At 39.6% G+C, this 5,728-nt stretch carries 4 protein-coding genes; all 4 read left to right on the plus strand.

Features of this window, described 5'->3' with window-relative positions; translation table 11 throughout:
• The first annotated feature begins 133 nt into the window (after positions 1–133).
• Positions 134–2,479, plus strand: coding sequence for an NAD(P)H-dependent oxidoreductase subunit E (locus tag ABY905_RS13245; protein WP_372644649.1), 2,346 nt, complete (start codon positions 134–136; stop codon positions 2,477–2,479).
• A 43-nt stretch (positions 2,480–2,522) separates the two neighbouring features.
• On the plus strand, positions 2,523–4,034 hold the full coding sequence (locus ABY905_RS13250; protein ID WP_372644651.1) for a 2Fe-2S iron-sulfur cluster-binding protein: 1,512 nt from the start codon (positions 2,523–2,525) through the stop codon (positions 4,032–4,034).
• Positions 4,035–4,067: 33 nt separating this feature from the next.
• Positions 4,068–5,174, plus strand: coding sequence for a PQQ-binding-like beta-propeller repeat protein (locus tag ABY905_RS13255; protein ID WP_372644653.1), 1,107 nt, complete (start codon positions 4,068–4,070; stop codon positions 5,172–5,174).
• Positions 5,175–5,196: 22 nt separating this feature from the next.
• Positions 5,197–5,728 (plus strand): ABC transporter ATP-binding protein (locus ABY905_RS13260; protein ID WP_372644655.1); only part of this gene is annotated, 532 nt, incomplete at its 3' end.

Here is a 5,728-nt window from a genome sequence, read left to right on the forward strand (position 1 = left end):
CCTTTATTGTATAGGAAAATGATGATTAGTTGATGTGTTGATATGATGATGTGTTGATTTGACTTGAATAAACCGTTCATTGAGCGGAGTCGAAATGTTATACTGGTTACTCAGTACTCTTTACTTGAAAAAAATGAATAATATAAACGATATAGTTGACAGAATAATTGCACTGAAAGGGACAAGCTCAGAAAAGGTGATTCCTATTTTGCAGGCCATTCAAGCTGAGTTAAACTATTTACCAGAAGAGGCTTTAAAGCGTGTTTGTGAAATCACAGAGATTACACAAGCGCAGATTTCAGGTATTTCAACTTTTTATTCTCAATTCCGTCATCAGCCGGTAGGCGAACATGTTGTTCGTGTTTGTGTTGGAACAGCTTGTCATGTAAAAGGTGCGGGACAGGTTTATGATGCTTTTCGTAGAGAATTGAAATTAGCCGATGGTGAAGAAACCGATAGCGAGAAAAAATTCACACTCGAAGAAGTTTCTTGTTTAGGCTGTTGCACATTGGCACCTGTTGTTCAGATAGACGATGTGACTTATGGTCATGTAGAGACGGGAACGGTTAAGGATGTGCTTGAAGATTTTCTGTCGAAAGCTGGAAATCAGGAAGAGGAGAAAGTGAGAACCCTTTCAGAAAAAGGCTTGCCTCAAGGTGAAATTCGAATAGGCCTAGGTTCTTGTTGTATTGCTAGCGGTAGCTCAGGTGTGAAAGAAGCATTGGAGGAGACTTTGGATAGTAGCGGTATAACTGTAGATGTGAAACAGGTTGGTTGTGTTGGTGTCTGTAATCAGGTTCCAATGATGGAGATTCATAAGCCAGGCGAGGATGCTGTTTATTATACCAAACTTAAATCAGAGGATGTTGGTGATATCATTCAAAGGCATTTTAAATCTGATGGATTTATGAATCGATTCAAAAGTCGACTTTATAATTACGCTGAAAATTTAACTTTCAGCAATATACCTCAGTCCTCAGATCACTACAGTGTCAATGAAACTAATACGCCAATTGCCGAATTCTTAAAGGGACAAATCAATATTGCAACTGAATACAGAGGTGAAATTCGACCTTCAGATTTTGAAGAATATAAAAGTAAAGAGGGGTTTTCAGCTCTTGAAAAATGCTTGAAAGACTTAAGCCCTGATCAAATAATTGATGAAATTGAAAAGAGTGGCCTTAAAGGTCGTGGAGGAGCTGGTTTCCCATCAGCCATAAAGTGGCGTATGGTGAATAAGGCTCAGTCCGATAAAAAATATATTATCTGTAATGGCGACGAGGGTGACCCGGGTGCTTTTATGGATAGAATGCTCTTGGAATCCTATCCATTTCGTGTGATAGAAGGCATTATTATTGCAGCCTATGCAGTTGGTGCAAATGAAGGACGCTTGTACATTCGTGCAGAGTATCCATTAGCCGTAGAGCGAATTCGTGAAGGAATTAAGATATGCAGAGAAAAGGGTATTCTTGGTGAAAATATACTGGGATCAGATTTTTCTTTCGATATGGAAATTTTCGAAGGAGCAGGGGCTTTTGTTTGTGGAGAAGAAACAGCCTTGATTGCTTCTATTGAAGGTAAGCGAGGCATTCCGCAATTACGTCCACCTTATCCAGCTGAAAAAGGACTTTGGAATCAGCCCACACTTATAAATAATACGGAAACTTTTTCTCTTGTTCCCTGGATTCTGAGAAATGGATCGGATAAGTTCAGTGAGATTGGAACCGAGAAGAGTAAAGGAACTAAGGTTTTTGCCTTGGCCGGTAAAATAAATCGTGGGGGACTGATAGAGGTTCCTATGGGTATATCGATTCGCCAAATTGTTGAAGAAATTGGAGGTGGTATAGCCGATGGAAAGAAATTTAAAGCCGTACAAATCGGTGGTCCTTCGGGAGGATGTATTCCTGCTTCGATGGCTGATACAACGATTGACTTTGATTCCTTGAAAGAAGTTGGAGCTATGATGGGATCAGGAGGTTTGATTGTTCTCGATGAATCGGATTGCATGGTGGATATTGCTCATTACTTCTTATCATTCACTCAGGAAGAATCTTGTGGGCGATGCACATTCTGTCGAATTGGAACGCGTCGTATGCTTGAGATTTTGAATAAGATTAAAACAGGCAAGGGCAAACTCGAAGATTTAGATTTGTTAGAGAAATTGGCAATCAATACGAAAAAGGGGAGTATCTGTGGTTTAGGACAGACAGCTCCGAATCCCGTATTATCAACCTTGAAATATTTCAGACACGAATACGAAGCCCATATCAATGGGACTTGTCCATCAGGAAAGTGTGAAAGTCTGATTAAATATGAAATAAAGGATGAATGCACAGGTTGTACGAAATGTGCACAGCGATGTCCGGTAGATGCTATAAAGGCTAAGCCCTATGAATTGCACGAAGTTGATAATGAACTTTGCATTAAATGTGACATTTGCAGACAAATTTGTCCAGTTGATGCAGTCGTTGTAAGATAAAGACGACTTCAATTTAAAATCAGTCATCTGATAGATATCGATTATGGTAAGAATAAAAATTGACAATAAAGATATAGAGGTATCTGCTGGTACAACGGTTTTAAAGGCTGCTGAATCTGTAGGGATTCACATTCCTTCCATGTGCTATTTAGATGGATGTTCAAATCATCCCACTTGTATGGTTTGCATGGTGAAGGATATTAAATCGGGAAAGATGATGCCATCCTGCGCAACGAAAGTTGTTGAGGGAATGGAATTGGCAAGCGAGGACGAAGAAGTATTTGGTGCCCGAAAAGAGGCAGTAGAACTTCTTTTGAGCGATCATGTTGGTGATTGCGAAGCGCCATGCCGAGCAGCTTGTCCTGCTTTTATGGATATTCCAAAAATGAATCGTTTTATTGCTGATGGGAAATTCGATGAGGCCATTCAGATTGTGAAAGAAGAAATCGCCTTGCCACATATATTGGGTTATATCTGCTCAGCTCCCTGCGAGAAGGTTTGTCGTAGAAAAGATGTGGATGAAGCCGTTTCCATTTGTGTTTTGAAGAGAACGGTAGCAGAAGAATCAAAAAATACATACTTACCTGAATTGAATGCAGCAAGTGGAAAAAAAGTTGCTGTTATTGGATCTGGAGTATCAGGACTGGCAGCGAGCTTTCATATTCTAAAAGAAGGGCATGCTTGCAGTCTTTTCGAAAGAGAGTCCGTTTTGGGTGGAACACTTCACTCTGCTATTGCTGATGGAAAGATGCCTCTGGAGGTCTTGGATTCAGAAATCACTATTCTTAAGCGATTGGGTCTGGAGATAAATTTAAACACACCATTATCATCAGAGAGCTTTGAGAATATCCGAAAGGAATATGATGCTGTAATTATAGCAACAGGTTTGATCTCCGATGAAATAAGTAACTTGAATCTCGATTTTAAGGGTGAGAAGGAAGCATTTAAAACGAATTTACCTGATGTTTTTGCTTGTGGAAGCCTGCTTCGCATACAAAAGATGGCAGTGAAAGCTTTGGCTCAGGGAAAAGAGGCTGCTTATTCTGCTAATCTATACTTGAGGGGACAAGAGGTTGAAACCACAAAGAGAAAATTCAATTCTCGTTTTGGTGTCCTAAGTCAAACTGAAGCTTTGGAATACCTGAAAGAATCAGAGGAGGGCAAGAGAAAAGACATAAAGAGTAGAGAAGACGCAATTGATGAAGCAAAAAGATGTTTGCATTGCGATTGCAGGAAGATGGACAACTGTAAGCTTCGTGATTGTGCGGAAGTTTATCAGGTTGACCGTAGAAAATTTTTATTGGGAGATAGAGAATCCCTCAAGAAACATTTTAATCACGAGAGTATAGTTTACGAACCAGAGAAGTGTATTAAATGTGGACTGTGTGTTGAAATTGCTGAGAAGAATAATGAATTAACAGGAGTGACTTTCATTGGAAGAGGATTTGATATGGAAATGGCCGTTCCTTTTAGTCAGGATATAAACCAAGCCTTAACTAAAACGGCGCATCAATGTGCTGAAGCTTGCCCAACGGGTGCCTTGGCTTTGAAATAAGAAGATTTGTTCATCGAGCAGAATCGAATACATATGAAAAGAATACTTTTAATAATATTGATAAGTCTAAGCATTGGAGGCACAGCCCAAAATCAGTCTAACTGGCTGTCTTTTCGAGGGAACTCGGAGTTGAAGGGTTGTACGAATGCTGAGATTCCAAAGGCTCCAAAATTACTTTGGACTTATAAAACGGGAGATGCCATTAAGTCATCGCCTATTATAAGTAATGGGACCGTTTTCGTAGGATCAAATGATGGGAAACTGTATGCCATTTCGAGAGATGGTGAGTTAAAGTGGACTTTCGATGCTAAAACTTCGGTTGAAGCAGCACCTTTATATTTGGATGGTCATATTTATTTTGGCTCGTTAGAAGGCAAGTTCTTTTGTTTGAATGCTAGTTCTGGCGAGAAGAAATGGGAGTATATAACCGAAGGTCAAATTTCAGGTTCTGCATCTTGGTTTTATTCATCGGAAGAAAAGAAGAAACGACTGCTTTTTGGTAGTTACGACTACTTCTTGCATTGTGTCGATGCCAAATCAGGAAAAGGTCTCTGGAAATATGAATCCAATAATTATATCAATGGTGCACCAGCTTGCAATGGAGAAATTGCTGTGTTTGGAGGTTGCGATGGTTTTATTCATCAGGTTGATGTGAAAAACGGCTTGGTAAAAGATACCTTGAATGCGGGATCTTATATTGCCTCGTCTACTGCATTGGATGAAGAGAAAGCTTATTTTGGTAACTACGATGGCTTGTTTTATTGTGCGGATCTGAAAGCTGGAAAAATACTTTGGCAAAAAGAAGGTGGGATTTCCTTTTTAGGGTCACCATCGGTGAATAAGGATAGGGTAATTATTGGTGCAGAGAATAGAGTGGTGTATTGCTATAACAAGAAAACAGGTGATCTTATATGGCAATATAAGACCAAAGGGAAGATTGAAGGCTCGCCACTGATTACTAAGAAATCAGTTTTGATTGCCTCAGGTGATGGACGAATCTATCAGTTGGATTTGAAAACAGGAGCTAAAATATGGTCCTACGAAATAGGTAAAGCCATTATATCAACGCCAGCAGTGGTCAATAATTTAATTATTGTTACAGCTATGGATGGGCGTATTTATGCCTTTGGCGAGAAATAAAAATCAGGTTAAAACGAAACAGATGCTTAAACTCGATAAAATCACAAAATATTACGAAGTACCAGAAACGACTATTCGGAGAACGGTATTGGATGATCTTTCCTTTGAAATAGTAAAGGGAGATCGAATTGCGATTTTGGGACCATCTGGTTCTGGGAAGAGTACTTTGCTGAATGTGATGAGTTCTCTTGATCTACCAAATTCAGGAACTGTAAAGTTTGATGGTGAGGAAATTTTAAATTATAGTTCTGATCAGTTGGCGCAGTTCCGAAATAAGAAAATTGGCTTCGTGTTTCAATCTCATCATTTATTACCACAGCTGAGTTTGCTTGAGAATGTTCTATTGCCTTATCTGCCAGAGAAGGATAAGGCAGTGAAAAAAGAAGCAGAGAAAAGAGCTTTGGACTTATTGAATTTTGTGGGTCTATCGAATCAAATTCATCAACGACCTGGGCAAATGTCAGGCGGGGAATGTCAGCGTGCTGCAGTGGTAAGGGCGTTAATTCACCAACCTAAATTGATCTTCGCTGATGAACCAACGGGTTCATTGGATA

Origin of the sequence: Ancylomarina sp. (assembly GCF_041555295.1) — a bacterium.
In the GTDB taxonomy this organism is placed as follows: domain Bacteria; phylum Bacteroidota; class Bacteroidia; order Bacteroidales; family Marinifilaceae; genus Ancylomarina.